General features: G+C 53.9%; 13 protein-coding genes, 1 tRNA gene and 1 pseudogene. 12 read left to right on the forward strand and 3 right to left on the reverse strand.

Going from position 1 to position 14,198, the window contains the following annotated elements; translation table 11 throughout:
- Nucleotides 1-119 precede the first annotated feature (119 nt).
- Nucleotides 120-596: a dCTP deaminase gene (dcd, locus tag E3E29_RS07605; protein WP_167910580.1), complete on the reverse strand. Its 477-nt coding sequence runs from the start codon at nt 594-596 to the stop codon at nt 120-122.
- Between the two features lie 48 nt (nt 597-644).
- On the opposite strand from dcd, the gene E3E29_RS07610 reads away from it, so the two are divergent.
- Nucleotides 645-720: transfer RNA gene (locus E3E29_RS07610), tRNA-Arg, on the forward strand.
- Nucleotides 721-1,232: 512 nt separating this feature from the next.
- On the opposite strand, the gene asnS is transcribed toward E3E29_RS07610, so the two are convergent.
- Entirely contained in the window at nt 1,233-2,528 is a 1,296-nt protein-coding gene (gene asnS / locus E3E29_RS07615) for an asparagine--tRNA ligase (protein WP_167910399.1), read from the reverse strand.
- Nucleotides 2,529-2,950: 422 nt separating this feature from the next.
- Here asnS and E3E29_RS07620 point away from each other — a divergent pair.
- Nucleotides 2,951-3,790 (forward strand): annotated as a pseudogene (locus E3E29_RS07620) (amidohydrolase family protein).
- A 283-nt stretch (nt 3,791-4,073) separates the two neighbouring features.
- The gene (locus E3E29_RS07625; RefSeq protein WP_167910400.1) at nt 4,074-4,277 is read left to right on the forward strand and encodes a 30S ribosomal protein S17e; all 204 of its coding nucleotides are present in this window, start codon (nt 4,074-4,076) and stop codon (nt 4,275-4,277) included.
- Between the two features lie 85 nt (nt 4,278-4,362).
- Here E3E29_RS07625 and E3E29_RS07630 read toward each other — a convergent pair whose 3' ends face one another.
- Nucleotides 4,363-4,953, reverse strand: coding sequence for an ArsR family transcriptional regulator (locus E3E29_RS07630; protein ID WP_167910401.1), 591 nt, complete (start codon nt 4,951-4,953; stop codon nt 4,363-4,365).
- Nucleotides 4,954-5,058: 105 nt separating this feature from the next.
- On the opposite strand from E3E29_RS07630, the gene E3E29_RS07635 reads away from it, so the two are divergent.
- From E3E29_RS07635 to E3E29_RS07675, 9 genes are all read left to right on the forward strand, one after another.
- The gene (locus E3E29_RS07635) at nt 5,059-5,358 is read left to right on the forward strand and encodes a DUF424 domain-containing protein (protein ID WP_167910581.1); all 300 of its coding nucleotides are present in this window, start codon (nt 5,059-5,061) and stop codon (nt 5,356-5,358) included.
- Nucleotides 5,359-5,363: 5 nt separating this feature from the next.
- The gene (locus E3E29_RS07640) at nt 5,364-6,530 is read left to right on the forward strand and encodes a 60S ribosomal export protein NMD3 (RefSeq protein WP_167910582.1); all 1,167 of its coding nucleotides are present in this window, start codon (nt 5,364-5,366) and stop codon (nt 6,528-6,530) included.
- A 95-nt stretch (nt 6,531-6,625) separates the two neighbouring features.
- Nucleotides 6,626-7,987: an ADP-specific glucokinase gene (locus E3E29_RS07645; RefSeq protein ID WP_167910583.1), complete on the forward strand. Its 1,362-nt coding sequence runs from the start codon at nt 6,626-6,628 to the stop codon at nt 7,985-7,987.
- Between the two features lie 74 nt (nt 7,988-8,061).
- Nucleotides 8,062-9,459, forward strand: a complete 1,398-nt coding sequence (locus E3E29_RS07650) for a mannose-1-phosphate guanylyltransferase/mannose-6-phosphate isomerase (RefSeq protein ID WP_167910402.1) — start codon at nt 8,062-8,064, stop codon at nt 9,457-9,459.
- Nucleotides 9,460-9,503: 44 nt separating this feature from the next.
- Nucleotides 9,504-10,874, forward strand: a complete 1,371-nt coding sequence (gene glmM / locus E3E29_RS07655) for a phosphoglucosamine mutase (RefSeq protein ID WP_167910584.1) — start codon at nt 9,504-9,506, stop codon at nt 10,872-10,874.
- Nucleotides 10,875-10,969: 95 nt separating this feature from the next.
- On the forward strand, nt 10,970-11,947 hold the full coding sequence (locus tag E3E29_RS07660) for a hypothetical protein (protein ID WP_167910403.1): 978 nt from the start codon (nt 10,970-10,972) through the stop codon (nt 11,945-11,947).
- A gap of 4 nt (nt 11,948-11,951) precedes the next feature.
- Nucleotides 11,952-12,719 carry a hypothetical protein gene (locus E3E29_RS07665; protein WP_167910404.1) on the forward strand — a complete coding sequence of 256 codons (768 nt, stop codon included), beginning with the start codon at nt 11,952-11,954 and terminating at the stop codon, nt 12,717-12,719.
- On the forward strand, nt 12,716-13,162 hold the full coding sequence (locus E3E29_RS07670; RefSeq protein WP_167910405.1) for a hypothetical protein: 447 nt from the start codon (nt 12,716-12,718) through the stop codon (nt 13,160-13,162). The genes E3E29_RS07665 and E3E29_RS07670 overlap by 4 nt, the downstream gene beginning before the upstream one ends.
- Entirely contained in the window at nt 13,159-14,196 is a 1,038-nt protein-coding gene (locus E3E29_RS07675) for a hypothetical protein (protein ID WP_167910406.1), read from the forward strand. The genes E3E29_RS07670 and E3E29_RS07675 overlap by 4 nt, the downstream gene beginning before the upstream one ends.
- Nucleotides 14,197-14,198: the final 2 nt, after the last annotated feature.

A 14,198-nucleotide genomic window follows, 5' to 3' on the forward strand; every position in this document is an offset into this window, starting at 1 on the left:
CTTCTGTTGTTGTCCTTCTCTGGTGGTTCTTGCTTGATAATTTGAATAATTTGACGGATATATTACAAAATCCGCTCTTGAGTTAAAGCTTCAGTTATGAAAAGAAAAAGAGGGTTCTTTCACAGAGATTTCTTCTTTCTCTTCGATAGCGCTATTCTTGTGCTCCCCTGATAGTTTCCGCGGTAGGGATTCCTTGCTGGCCCGTCCAGCCGTATGAACGCTATTTGGACGAACCTCTCTCCGTACTCAAGTTCAACCGGTTCGTTCGATGCATTAAACAGCATGAGGGTGAGGTTCCCATCCCATCCGGGATCGACCCACGCAAACGACCCCAGTAAGCCTTCCCTCGCGAGGCTGCTTCTTATCTTCATATCGCCCATAACGTCGTCGGGAAGTTTTACCCTCTCCAATGTCAGGACGAGTGCGTGGGTCTTGGGAGGAATTATGAACTTGCCCTCCTTCTCTACGTCTATCAGTTTGCCGTTAATGTGCGCCTCTTTCCCTACCCTGAGGTCGTAACCCGCAGGTTGAAGTGATTCCTTTGAGAAGGGTTCTATTAAAATTTCTTTTTCGATTTTCCAGTCCGGCAACAGCATCTCAACCACCGCAAGGTTTATTTTGTCCCCTCTTAAAACAGTTCCGAAGGGCCCGTGGCCTAGGGGATATGGCGCCGGCCTTCGGAGCCGGTCTCCGCGGGTTCGAATCCCGCCGGGCCCGCCATAACAGCCCTTTCTGACGAAAGCGCTGGCGGAATGTTGTTAACTGTTTTATAGAGCAAATGCAGTAGGATTTTCTTTTTGAAGGGTTGTTTTAAGAGTGAGAACTCTTAAAATGCTCCCTTAGGGTGGTTTAACTCAAAAATCGACGCTCTATGGGCGTCAAAAGAAAGATAAACCTTTTCTAAGGGGTTCTTATCTGAGTTGTTCTCCTCCTGAAACAGGCACATATAGTGCAAAATCCTCATGTACGGCCTTTTCTAAAAGGAGCTACGAACTTTTGGTAAAGCTTTTTCCAAAAGCTTGATCGCGAAGTTTGATCAAGGTCGGTGGTTCTTTTTCAAAATTGCTGTTTTCTGAGGATTTCCTTGTGAACATAATTAGTGAATTCACAATTATTGCCCAAGTGAACAAGAGTTTCTGCCACTTTGACGCCCTTCGGGCGTCGATTTGCTGGGTCAGGGGAATAGAAGAAAAAGAGCAAATTAATTCCCGAGCGCTTTCGTTAGAAAGGCCTCACGGATACAACCTGCTCGGCGTCCTCGGGAAGAGAGTTGCCCAGCGGACGTGGTCGAGCTTGAGCACCCACGCTACCAACCTCTCAAGGCCGAGGCCAAAGCCGCTGTGCGGGACGCTGCCGTACTTCCGGAGGTCGAGGTACCACTCGTAGTTCTTCGGATCCATTCCCTCCTCGATTATCCTTTCTACGAGCTTGTCGTAGTTGTCCTCACGCTGACTTCCGCCGATGACCTCGCCGTACCCCTCGGGGGCAAGCATGTCCGCCGCTAAGACCTTCCTCGGGTCTTCGGGGTCCTCCTTCATGTAGAATGCCTTGATGCCCTTCGGGTAGCCGTAGACGAAGAACGGGGCCTCGAACTCCTGGGTGAGAATCCTCTCCTCATCCGCTCCCATGTCCTCGCCCCACTCTATCTCAACACCCTTGCTCTGGAGTATGTCGATGGCCTCGTCGTAGCTTATCCTCGGGAAGGGCGGGACGGCGTTCTTGAGGGTCTTCAGGTCATCCTTGCGGTAGAGCTCAATCTCGCTCTTCCTCAACTCAAGCGTTCTCTGTACCATGTAGCTTACCAGCTCTTCCTCAACCTTCATGATGTCCCAGAGATCCATCCAGGCCGCTTCAAGCTCAAGGTGCCAGAACTCTGTGAGGTGTCTCCTCGTCCTGCTCTTCTCGGCCCTGAAGCTCGGGGTGAGCGACCAGACCTTCTCAAGGCCGAAGATAGCCGTCTCAAGGTAGAGCTGGGCGGACTGACTAAGGTAGGCGGTTTTGTCGAAGTATTTGAGCTTAAAGAGCGTCGCGCCTCCTTCCACGGCACCGGTGACAAGTATCGGCGGGAAGACCTCGTACCAGCCGTCCTGGAGGAGCCACTCTCTAGCCGCCTGCATCATGGTGCCCTTGACCTTCATTATCGCGGCGACCTTGGGGGAGTGAAGGTGCAGATGCCTTACGTCGAGGAGGAACTCCTCGCTGGCGTCCTTCGTTATCGGGAAGAAGTCCACGTTCTGGATAATCTGTATCTTATCGGCCTGAATTTCCACCCCTGTCGGCGCGCGGGGGTCAGCCCTAACCGTTCCCTCAATGATGACGCTGGACTCGATTCCGACCTTCTTGGCCTCTTCGTAGGCCTCCTCGCTCGGCTCCTTCTTGAATATAGTCTGGATTATCCCGCTTGAGTCGCGGAGGACTATGAATACCTTCTTTCCAACTTCCCTCTTTCTGTAAACCCATCCGGCCAGCTTAACCCTCTTTCCTTCCATATCGGGTTTAACGTCAGCACAATAAACCTTATCAATCACCGTTACCACCTCCAGAGGCTTTGAGGGTGAGTTTATAACGGTAGCGATGAGTGGAAGAAGTCAATTCTCCCAGAGGTGAAGAAAAGTTGGCCCGCTGAACTGGGATGGACCGAGGAATATGGCGGGCATATCAATAACTGGGGAAGAAGGGATTTAAGATATTTGGACGACTGTATGTCAATTTGTCAAGATCCTTAAGAGAACAGCTGACGCATATCCAACGGTGGTCTCATGTTTGCACTTACTGGCATGATTATTGACAGGTTGGGAGAGAGGATGGTAAGGCCGTGCTCATTGATGGCAACAGGATAACCGGAGTGGTGAAGCGGGAAAGATTGCGTGATTATGGGGCCGATGAAGTACATGGCGGTGAGGGCTACGTCATCCTGCCCGGCCTAATAAACGCCCACACCCACGTGGCAATGGCAAAGTTCAGGGGGCTAGGCGAAAACCTGCCCACGGAGGAGTGCCCACGGAGGAGTGGCTCGAGAAAATCATATGGCCAATGGAGAGGGAGTGGACTCGGAAGGAACTGGGCAGGTGGGATCCTCTTGGGGCTGGCTGAGGCCCTCGCCAACGGTTCAACGACCGTAAACGACCACTACTTCTTTGCGGACGAGATTGCGAAAGCCACCAAGAAAATCGGAATAAGGGCCTTCATCGGGCAAACCGTCATGGACATCTAGGATTTTTCCCTCGCGCGCCCCGAGGGCGGAATCCGCTTCTTTAAGAGGCGGCGGGGGAAGGACGAACTCGTTACCCCAACCTTAGCGCCCCATACCACGAACACAGTTTCCTACGAGCTCATGGTGGAGCTTGGGGAAATGGCAAGAGAATACGGAGCGAGAGTTCACATGCACATCCCCCAGAGCCAGGCAGAGGGTAGGGAAGTGAAGGAGCGCTACGGGGTTTTGCCGATCGAGCTGCTCCAGCGCGCCGGTCTTCTCAATCCGCGCTTCGTTGGAGTTCACGAGATTTACATGAGCGAGAAAGAGAAAGAGCGCTATGCCCGGAGCGGGGCGACCTTAGTCCACTGTCCAACGAGCAATTTGATGCTCGAAGGAAGAACGATAGATGCCGGCTCCTTCCACACCATTGAGGTCAACATTGCCCTCGGAAACGACTTGCCCAATCTAACTGGAATACTGGACATGCTCGCGGAGATGAGAACTGCAGTCCTCGCGGCGAAGACCTTTTCCAACGGGAGAATCAATGAGAGGGGTTCTAGAAACGGCCACCTTTGGCGGGTAAGGGCCCGGTGAAGCATGTATAGAAGCGAGAGTAATACGGGAGGGAGCCCTTGCCAACCTCATTCTCCTTAAGGCAGATAAACAGTGGTTCCTTCCGGAGAGGGGGTTAACGTCGTGGGCTCAGCGGGGGGAAGCGACGTCAGCGTGGTCGTCGTGAACGGGGAGGTGGTCTACAGAGATGACTCTTCACGAGGCTCGGAAAACGCTGGAGGAAATCTAGGCCGAGGGGAAAAGTTTTAAAACGGGCCAAGAAATTTGACCATGGCCTTAATCTCAAGCTAACGGAGGGATGATGATGGGAAACATTAAGCAGACGTTCATCAAGAGGGCCGCTCGCGAGCTCTTCGACAGGTACCCCGACCAGTTCACAAGGGAGTTCGAGCACAACAAGAAGAAGGTTGAGGAACTCACCAACGTCACCAGTAAGACCATAAGGAACAGGATAGCTGGCTACATAACTAGGCTCGTCAGGATGAAGGAAGAAGGAAAGATGCTCTGACTACGTCTTCCCCCTTTTTGAGCCCTCCCCTTCTGGGGATTCCTTCTTTAGGGCATTCTCGTTTTTCTTCGCCTTCAGCTCCTTCCTAAAGGCCGTCGAGGTCTTCCAGAATTCTGCGCGGCAGTTTTCCCCTAAGGTCGCTGAGAACTTCCTCAAAGAGCCTCTCGTCCTCCTGGGCAACGCGGCGCAGGAGATTCCCTATGTAAGTCTCCACCAGCAGCCGGACTTCCTCAAGCTCTCGTCTGGCTTCCATTATCTCATCCAGCTGGGCCTCCACATCGTTGAGGAAACCCACGAGCTCGTCCACTTTCTCTTCCACAGGCTCGGTGGATTTTATAAGCTCCCTGGCCTCGGTGTAGATGTCGCCCCTGCGGGAATGCCTCGGCTCGTAGAGCTCGGTGCCAAAAAGGTACGGGGTGAGCATTACCTCCATCCTGAAGCCCCGCTTTATCGTGTAGTACTTCCTGGGTCTCCCGCGGGGTATCTTCTCCGTTCTCTCCTCAATCAGGCCCGCTCCCTTCAGTATCCTAAGATGCTCTAAGACGGCTTTTTGGCCCACCCCCAGCTCCTGACTCAGCTCGCTGACGTAGTACGGCCTGCGGGTGAGCAGGATGAGAATCCTCCGCCTGGTCTCGTTTCCCAGTATGTCGAGCAGCTTCCCCTTGTCTGATTCCATGCCATCACCCCCTTCTCTAACCATATGTAAGAAAAATTACCTTTAAGCTTTTCGGTGGGTACCAGGTTTATAAACCCCTTACCCAGCTATTGGGTGGGAGAAGCGATGATATACATCAAGGTTTACAAGGTTCAGGGGGAGGTTCTGCTAGCGGCGTGCGATGAGGAACTCCTGGGAAAGACGTTCAGGGATGGCGAACTCAAGCTGGAGGTAAAAGAGCGCTTTTACAAGGGCGAACTCGTCGAGGAGAGAGCCCTTGAGGGGCTGCTTGAAGAGGCCACTATCGCAAACCTCACGGGCGAGAGGTGCGTCTCAAAGGCGATAGAGCTCGGCTATGTGGACGAGGAGAGGGTTCTCAGGGTTGAGGGCGTCCCCCACGCCCAGATGGCGAGAATGATGTGGTGATGGGTATGGGAGAGAGGTTCTGCTACCGCTGTGGAATAAGCGAAGAAGAAGGTGGACCGCTGATAAACGGGCTCTGCCAGGTGTGCTTCCGGAAGGAGAACCCGGTCCTTCTAATTGACGAAGAGATAAACACGGAACTCTGCCAGAACTGCGGGAGCTACAAAAAGAACGGCGTCTGGGTCGATCCGAGGAGCTACGAGCTCGAAGGGCTGATATTCGAAGTCTCCGACAACGCCCTAGTTGAGGCCCTTGAGAGGGGACTGGACGAGAAAGTCAGGGAGGTTGAGATAGTTTCCCCAGATGAAATCGAGGAGATAAGCGAGCTCCCGGTCGGTAAGGCGGTCGCCTCGTTCGAGCCAGTGAACTGGCACATTGAGCACTTCCCGGCGATAGTGGTCTACAATGTCAGAGTAAAGGCGAGGATCCACGAGCTCCAGAGGGAGCTGCACGACGAGAGAAAGACCGTCACCGTCTACGTCCGCCAGACGGTCTGTCCACGCTGTTCAAAGTTCCTGGGCGGCTACTTCGAGGCGATACTCCAGGTCAGGGCGGAGGGGAGGCCGCTGAGTGAGGATGAGAGGGAGAAAATCGGCGCCCTCGTCCAGGATAAAGTCGACGAGATAATGCGGAAGGACAGGATGGGCTTCATACAGGACACCATTGAGAAGGGGGAGGGGCTGGACTTTTACATGGGCTCAACAGGGGCCGCTAGAAAACTTGCTCAGGCGGTGAAGGAGCGCTTCGGGGGGACGATAAGCGAGGCGTACGAGCTCGTGGGTGAAGACAGGCAGACGAGCAAGGCCGTTTACAGGACGAGCGTCAGTGTGAGACTCCCCAAGTTCAGAAGGGGGGATATAGTGGCGGACAGGAACGGGAAGGTGTACGAGGTTGAAGGAGTTGACGGGAGGGGAATATCCCTGAAGAACCTTGAAACCTGGGAGAGCGAGCGCATGGACTGGAAAACGGCAAAGCGGGAGAAGGTTGACACCGTGGAGCATGAGAGCGGCGAGGCCATGGTGACGAGCGTTGGGAAGGACGAGGTAGGACTAATGGACATGAACGACTACCGCACTTACGAGGTCTCGAAACCCGAGTTCAGGGTAGAAGAGGGAAAGGTCTACCGTGTGGTCAGGGTGGGCAAGAGAACGTACTTCCGTTCCGAAAAGGGGTAATGTTATCCTTTTTGATTCCCCCTCCAGTATCCAGAAGTGCCCCATTAACGAAATCCTTATTAGTCTCTTAATCCTTTTCACTCCCGGTGATACATGTGGGCTGGGACAATCTTTACGCTTCTGCGTTCGAGAGGGTTCGCGCTAACATCGATATGGTCGGAAAGGTTCTGCTCGCCTACAACACCAACATCGACGCAATAAAATACCTCCAAAGGGAAGACCTTGAGGTGAGAATCGAAAAGGCCGGACAGGAAGAGGTTCTGCACTATGCTGAAGAACTTCCCAGAAGGATAGAGAGCGTTCCGCAGCTTTTGGGTTCAATCCTTTGGAGCATCGGGAGGGGGAAGGCTGCCGAGCTCTTCGTCGAGAGCTGTTCAACGCGCTTTTACATGAAGCGCTGGGGCTGGGACGAGCTGAGGATGGGCGGTCAGGTCGGGATAATGGCCAACCTCCTGGGTGGAGTGTACGGCGTCCCCGTGATAGCCCATGTTCCACAGCTCTCCCGCCTTCAAGCCGAGCTCTTCAAGGAGGGTCCGATTTACGTGCCCAAAGGAGAGGGTGAAAATCTTGAACTCGTCCACCCGAAGGAGTTCAAGGCCGACGAGGAGAACTGCATCCACTACATCTACGAGTTCCCGCGCGGGTTCAGGGTTCTCGACTTCGAGGCCCCGAGGGAGAACCGCTTCATAGGCTCTGCGGATGACTACAACCCTAACGTCGTGATAAGGCCGGAGTTTGAGGAACAATTCGAGGAAATTGCCGCAAATGCAGAGCTGGCCATACTAAGCGGCCTCCAGGCCCTGACGGAGGAGAACTACCGCGGGCCCTTGAAGACCGTAAAAGCACACCTTGACATCCTTGAGGAGAAGGGAATCCCAGTTCATCTCGAGTTCGCCTTCACTCCTGACGAAACCGTGAGGAAGGCCTTCGTCGGCATCCTTGGAAAGTTCTGGAGTGTTGGGTTAAACGAGGTCGAGCTCGCCTCGGTGATGAACGTGATGGGTGAGAAAGCTATCGCCGAGAAGCTCCTTGCCAGTGACCCGGTTGACCCGATAGCCGTCACGGAGGCCATGCTCAAGCTCGCCAAGAAGACTGGAGTGAGGAGGATACACTTCCACACCTATGGCTACTACTTCGCCTTAACCGACTACCGCGGCGAGTTCGTGAGGGACGCACTCCTGTTCGCTGCCCTGGCCGCAGCCGCGAAGGCTAAACTGGGCGACATCAGGAACATAGACGACGTCGTGAAGGCAATGGACGTCCCGGTGAACGAGAAGGCTGAGGGCGTTGGAGAAGCTTTAACGAAAGTGTACGACATGGAGAACGGCATCGCGGAGGTAAACGGCTACCAGCTTGCATTTATCCCCACGAAGATCGTCGCCAAGCCGAGATCAACCGTTGGAATTGGGGACACCATCTCAAGCTCGGCCTTCGTGGGTGAGTTCGCCCTCAGGTGAACCTTTCTTTCCCATGTTCCATAATCTCCTAAAAGAATATAAGACATCGGCGCGGAGTGTTACAGGTGGTAATCATGAAGAGCATTGTTCTAGCGGGGGGAAAGGGGACGCGGCTCTGGCCACTGAGCAGGGAGCTGATGCCCAAGCAGTTCGTCCACTTCCTCGATGAGAAAAGCCTCTTCCAGCACACGGTTGAGAGAGCGCTCCTCTTCTCCGAGCCCTCAGAGATATTCGTGGTGACCAACAGGGACTACCGCTTCAGGGTTCTCGATGACCTTAGGGAGGTAGGAATAGAGCTTCCAGAGGAGAACATCCTGCTCGAACCGGCCGGGAGGAACACCCTTCCGGCACTGGTCTGGGCGGCCATTAAAATAGAGGAGAAGTTCGGGCCATCTAAAGTGGCCGTCCTCCCAAGCGACCATCTAATAGAGGCCGGAGAAGCCTACGAGAAGGCCTTTGAGAACGCGGAGAAGCTCGCCGACGGGTTTCTCGTAACCTTTGGCATAAAACCCACTAGGCCGCACACGGGCTACGGCTACATAAAGCCGGGCGAGAGAATTGAGGAAGACGGAAAGCTCATAGGCTACGCTGTTGATGAGTTCAAGGAGAAGCCGGACCTCGAAACTGCGAAGAGGTACGTTGAGGGGGGCTACTTCTGGAACAGCGGAATGTTCGCGTTCTCCACCTCACTTTTCCTTGAGGAGGTTGCGAAGCACGCGTCCGAAGTCCTTGAGGCCTTCGAGTCGAGCTCCGAAATCGAGGAAGCCTACGAGAAAGTCCCGGAAATAAGCATCGACTACGGCGTCATGGAGAAGACCGACAAGGCGGCCGTTGTTCCCCTTAACGTCTACTGGAGCGACCTCGGGAGCTTCGACGCGATATACGAGGTCTTTGAGAAGGACGGGGATGGAAATGCAATCCGGATACGTGGAAGGAAGGGCTATCACATTGGGGTGAACTCCAAGAACAACCTGATAATGACCGAGAGGCTGACCGTGACCGTTGGAGTCAGCGATTTGGTAATCGTAGACACGGGAGACGCGCTCCTGGTTGCTCACAGGGGCGAGACCCAGAGGGTCAAGGAGGTCTACAAGGCTCTTAAGGAAATGGGCGACGAACGGGCTATAGTCCACAGGACGGCATACAGGCCCTGGGGAAGCTACACAGTCCTTGAGGAGAGCGACCGCTACAAGATAAAGCGCCTGACCGTTCTGCCGGGTAAGAAGCTCTCCCTCCAGATGCACTACCACAGGAGCGAGCACTGGGTCGTGGTGAGGGGAACTGCAACGGTGGTCGTTGGGGATAAGGAGATACTCCTCCGCCCAGGTGAGAGCACCTTCATCCCCGCTGGAGTCAAGCACCGCCTTGAGAACCCCGGGAAGGTCATCCTTGAGGTCATCGAGACTCAGATAGGTGAGTACCTCGGCGAGGACGACATAGTTCGCTTTGAGGACGACTTCGGGAGGGACTAACCTTTTAAATTCATTTATCACTCTTGGTGATAGAGGTGGTAGCAATGGGAAAACTCTTTGGGACCTTCGGAGTTAGGGGAATAGCGAACGAGAAGATAACCCCCGAGTTCGCTCTTAAAATCGGCATGGCCTTTGGAACACTCCTTAGGAGGGAAGGCAAGGAAAGGCCGCTCGTAGTTGTGGGCAGGGACCCGCGGGTAAGCGGTGAGATGCTGAAGGATGCCCTGATAAGCGGGCTCTTGAGCACCGGCTGCGACGTCATAGACGTTGGAATAGCCCCAACTCCCGCAATTCAGTGGGCAACAGACCACTTTGGGGGGGATGGAGGAGCGGTCATAACGGCCTCTCACAACCCGCCAGAGTACAACGGCATAAAGCTCCTCGAACCGAACGGCATGGGCCTGAAGAAGGAGAGGGAAGCCGTAGTTGAGAAGCTGTTCTTCAGTGAGGACTTCTACAGGGCGAAGTGGGACGAGATAGGCGAGCTGAGGAAGGAAGACATCATCAAGCCCTACATCGAGGCGATAAAAAACAGGGTAGACGTTGAAGCAATAAAGAAGAGGAAACCATTCGTCGTCGTGGACACTTCAAACGGTGCCGGTTCGCTTACCCTGCCCTACCTCCTAAGGGAGCTTGGCTGTAAGGTCGTCTCCGTCAACGCCCACCCGGACGGCCACTTCCCCGCCAGAAACCCGGAGCCGAACGAGGAGAACCTGAAGGAGTTCAAGGAGATAGTGAAGGCCCTTGGAGCGGACTTCGGCGTGGCCCAGGACGGAGACGCAGACAGGGCGGTCTTCATCGACGAGAACGGCCGCTTCATCCAGGGCGACAAGACTTTTGCCCTCGTTGCCGATGCCGTGCTGAGGGAGAAGGGAGGAGGGCTCCTCGTCACCACAGTAGCCACATCAAACCTCCTCGATGAGGTAGCAAAGAGGAACGGGGCCAAAGTTATGCGCACAAAGGTTGGTGACCTCATAGTTGCCCGCGCCCTGCTTGAAAACAACGGCACCATTGGCGGCGAGGAGAACGGCGGCGTTATCTTCCCGGACTTCGTGCTTGGCAGGGACGGGGCAATGACCACAGCCAAGATAGTCGAGATATTCGCCAAGAGCGGCAAGAAGTTCAGCGAGCTCATAGATGAACTGCCAAGGTACTACCAGTTCAAGACGAAGAGGCATGTTGAAGGCGATAGAAAGGCCATCGTAGCTAAAGTGGCCGAACTCGCAGAGAAGAAGGGCTACAAAATAGACACCACGGACGGAACGAAGATACTCTTCCCGGACGGCTGGGTTTTAGTGAGGGCCAGTGGAACCGAGCCGATAATCAGAATTTTCAGCGAGGCCAAGAGCGAGGAGAAAGCTAAAGAGTACCTTGAGCTTGGAATTGATCTTTTGAAGGAAAGCATAGGGGAGTAAATCCCCGCTATATCTCGGCTTTTCCTTTTTCTCCTTCTTAACTTACCAAAAGGTTTAAAGTTACATTTGTTGCAGATAAATGCGGGGATCACACTATGAAAAAGATTCTTTTTGTCCTGGTTTCACTCCTCATCCTCGATGGTGGTGTAATGGGAGCATCTATTCCACAGGGAGCGCCGTACTGGGTGAAACCTGGGGCGTTCTTGGAGTACAAGGCCCAGAGCTATCATCCAGTGGGCGGAGGCTTCTACGTGGACAGGAACGGGACGCTCATCGGTATTAGCGGGCCCAACGTCACGGTTCTCTTCAGAATAACAGAAGTGAAGAAGAACAACGCAAGGGTTCACGTTTCAATAACGGTAACCACAAAAAACTCCACCTTCCCGGTCATCGTCACCTATCCTAATAATGCTACTGTTCACCCGTTCTGGAGCAATGGAAGCGTCATAAACATCACGAGGACACCCAACAACATAACGAAAGTCTTTCTCCGCTCCCTCATCGTCGGAGGGGACTACCTTATAAACCTCACTAACGGGTGGGTTTACGACTTCAGTGGGAAGGCCTACGGGCATACAGTTCTGTGGAACGGGTTCAAAGAGAACGAGACGTTCGCCATCTACAAGGGGAAGAAGGTGAGAATAAGGGAGGTGAAGGTAATAAACGCAACAATGAACACTTACTACTCAGCGTTCCAAAAGCCCAACGTAATCGTCCACAGCGAACCTGTTCTCGTGGGAAATGGACGCACGTTCTTTGACTCCTTCTACAATCCGGGGTACGATGTCTGCATTTCTTTCATGATGGACCCTATACCAGACTTCAACGCGGTCGGGGTTTACGGATTCATGTGGAGCGACGATATGGCGGCCTCAATTAACGAGAAATTGATGAAGGGGCAACAAGGAGTTCCCAATGTGGTGTGGGCTCCAGGTGTCATGCTGGCAAACGCAAGCCTCGGAGAACCCGCGGAAACCAAAGCATCACCGCCGACTGGCTCGGGGATGAAGTATATCCCTCTGCTGGCATTGGCCGTGGTTGCTGGGGCAGTGCTGATGTGGTACAGGAGGTAATCGTATGGGCAGGCTGATGAACCTCATCAGCTGGGAGATCAACGAGCATCTCAGGGTTCTTGTGACTGTGATCGGTATAATTGCAGTGGCCATAATCCTCCAGCACGGCCTCCTCACGAGCACCGGAATGTTCGGAACCGTTTCAACTTCTGTATCAGGGCTGCCCTCTATGAGCGGCATGGTACTCGTGAGGGCCGCCACTTCCTCCGGTCTCTGGATAACACTCTCGTTCTTCACAGCCGTCTTGGCGGCGTTTACCTTTCGGTCGGGGATAGAGGGAGGCTACGAGCTCACCCTCTACTCCCTGCCATACAGGAAGTACGAGATTTTTCTGGCCAAGCTCTTCACGGTATTCCTTCTCTCCCTGTCCCTCCTCTTTGTCCCAATGTTCGTCCTTATTCCGATTAACTTTGCAGACACTCCTGGTTTTGTCCTGTCCCTTTTCACCGGGGAACGCTTTATAGTGTTCTCGGTGCTCCTCCTGCTCGGTATTCTCTACATCATATCTGTTACTATCTTCCTCGCCGTTTCTCTTAGAAGCATGTTGGCGGCTCTGGTAGTCGCGTTCCCTGTTCTCGTGACCCCCTACCTCTTGAACGCAAACCTCCCGCCGAGCAGCTTCCTGAGTAAGGCTCAGGTCCTTGCGCTTGTCAAAGGCCACATTTTTCTCAAGTTCCTCCCTCAAAGGAGCATCGTTCTCTACGGGATTGTTCTGCCGGGGGTTTTAATCCTCACCTCCCTGGTGATGGTTAACTGGAGGGATGTGAAATGAGGCACCGCTTCCTCTCCTTCCTCCTGCTATCAGTGGGTTTTCTGTTTCTGATTCCCGTGGTTGAGTTCTCATTCGTTCATCACGCAGTTTGGCCAGGGGGAATTTACTCGGTTGATGGGACAGGGGGTTCCCAGTTCAGCTCTCCGGGCTGGGCATTGCTAAACCTCACGTGCAACGGCAGAATAGGGCGGGTTGTGGTCACGGACGACATCACGGGTAAGACCCTCCTCAACGCAAGCGTTCACGGCCACGGCCAGTTCGTAGTGGTTCTCCCCCACGCCGGAGACTACAGTGACTATGGCGACGGTTCCAACACTTCCATCACATGCACCGATCAACTCTGGAGTCCGTACGCCACGAAGAGAGTTCAGGAGACCTCTTACCTTGGGTCTTCTATGTTCTTCCTCCTGTTTGCCCTAGCGGTATGGAGGTGGAGAGCATGAAGTCTACAACTCTTAGAGTAACCGTGTTTTTCGTTCTTCTTTTGCTCTTTTCCGTGTTCCCGATTCCCAATGCAACTGCAGCACTTCAATCACCGTACTGGCTCAAACCTGGAGCTTACGTGGAGTACTACGCCAACTCCACCCCAAGTAGGCCAAACGTGTTCGGCGGGGGCATCTACTACCACTGGGACGACTGCCTCGCCAACTTCGGCTTTCAGAGAATTCGGGTTGTTTTCAACGTCACCGACGTTTCCAACAACTGGGCTCTCATCAACGTCACCGTCATTCTCTACGGCGACCCCTCTTTGAGATGGCCCTTCTCGGATGTTGATGCATACTACCGCGCAACCTGCTCCCCACCGTTTACCCCGATTAACACGACACCTTACTCACGCAACAACATTTCCCTTGTCGATGCAGACTACGGGAAGAATCTAACAATCAAAGGGGCATACAGGATTAACTTGAACACCGGAACCGTCTACTCGCTGGACGGGAAGCCCTACGGCCACACCTTTCTCTTCGGCCTCTACCCGGTTACTAACATGACCTACATAACAACTCTGAACGGAACCCGCTTGAGGTTTGAGGGGGTGGATATCCTCAACTCGACGACCTACGTGACCTACTACCGCAACTTCACGGGACCGAACGTCATGATGGTGAGCGAGCCGGTGAACATCACCGACCCCAGCGGGGCCAAGGCCTTCGGAAGAACAATGGTTCTATTCAACCCGGGAGAAGATGTTTCCCCGGGATTCTTTGGTGTGATTCCAGACCTTGAGGCGTCGGTTGAGATATATGCGCTCACGGTTGCCGACAACATGGACAACACCCTCAAGCCCCAGTTCTCCCACGGGAAGCTCGTTAAAGCCGCCGCACCCGGGGTTATCCTCTACCGCTTCAGCTATCCAAAGGAGGAAAGCCGTCCGAATATCCAGGCCTCGGCCTCACCACCAGCTTCGAGAACATGGCTCTTAGCGCTGCTCGCCCTGCTGGTGCTGGCCCTTGCATTCCTGGGGAAGAGGAGGTGATA

The organism is Thermococcus sp. Bubb.Bath, from assembly GCF_012027595.1.
Classification (GTDB): domain Archaea; phylum Methanobacteriota_B; class Thermococci; order Thermococcales; family Thermococcaceae; genus Thermococcus.